This window comes from Vibrio jasicida CAIM 1864 = LMG 25398 (assembly GCF_000400365.1).
GTDB lineage: Bacteria > Pseudomonadota > Gammaproteobacteria > Enterobacterales > Vibrionaceae > Vibrio > Vibrio jasicida.
This window is the reverse complement of the sequence record NZ_BAOG01000243.1, coordinates 1-1236: the sequence shown is the minus strand read 5'-3', so window position 1 is coordinate 1236 and position 1236 is coordinate 1. Positions and strand designations below refer to the sequence as shown.

The 1236-nt window shown below is 49.3% G+C and carries 1 protein-coding gene; it reads right to left on the bottom strand.

Annotated features, from left to right (window positions below):
* Nucleotides 1–1236: tandem-95 repeat protein (locus VJL_RS27225; protein ID WP_038882487.1), on the bottom strand; the 1236-nt coding region annotated here is incomplete at both ends.

Below are 1236 nucleotides of genomic sequence, written 5' to 3'. Positions count from 1 at the left end.
CCGTTGCATCACCGTCAACCACTAGGTTAGATGCGGTTAGCGCGTCGCCTTCTACATCCGATGCTTGAGCAAGAAGCTGCTCTTGGCTTAGCGTAATTGAATTGTCTTCATCGACACTGTAAGCCAAGTTGCCCGATACTGGCGCATCGTTGATTGGCAATACATCGATGTTTGCGTTAGTTGCCGCAGTTGCACCGTCTTCATCAGTCACGACCACATCAAGACTGACGTCACCGTTAAAGTTCTCGTTTGGTGCGAAGCTGAATGTACCATCACCATTGTCGGTAAAGATACCTTCACTGCCACTGTAGCTCACGCTATCTAGTGCTACCTCACCTTCAATATCGGAGGAGTTCGCCAACAACTGTTCTGCACTGATGGTGATGACTTCATCTTCATCAATGGTGTAACTGGTTGTTCCTGCGATTGGTGGATCGTTCACCTCAAGAACGGTAATACCCGCTGTTGTTGTATCAACCGCGCCGTCCTCGTCAACCACGACAACATCTAGGGTAACATCGCCATTGAAGTTTTCGTTTGGTGAGAAGGTGTAAGTACCATCGCCATTAATTTCTAGCACACCGTCGTTACCGCTGTAGCTCACGCTGCTGATCGCAACATCACCTTCGATATCAGACGAATTAGCCAGTAGTTGCTCATCACTGATGGTGATCGAGTTGTCTTCATGCACTGTGTAAGACGTGCTGCCTGCCACTGGTGGATCGTTCTCTGGCGTGACTGTCACATCGATATTCGCGGTCACGGTATCCGTGCCATCAGAAACATCGAAGGTAAAGTTCACGTCACCATTGAAGTTTTCGTTCGGTGCAAAACTGTAAGTACCATCGCCATTGTCAGTTAGGACACCGTCCGCGCCTGTGTAAGTGACACCCTCAACAGATAGGTCATCCCCTTCAATGTCGGTAGCGCCTGTTAACAGATCTTCATCAGTGAACAGCAAGACGCCATCTTCGCCGATGGTGAACGCTTGATCTTCTGGCTGTGGTAGGTCGTTAACTGGATTAACCGTTAGGTCAGCTGTTGCAACAATAGTGTCGGTGCCGTCGTTGATGTCGAACGTGATATCAATGTCACCATTGAAGTTCGCATCTGGCGTAATGGTAAAGCTGCCATCATCGTTTACCGTAACCGTTGCATCACCGTCAACCACTAGGTTAGATGCGGTTAGCGCGTCGCCTTCTACATCCGATGCTTGAGCAAGAAGCTGCTCTTGGC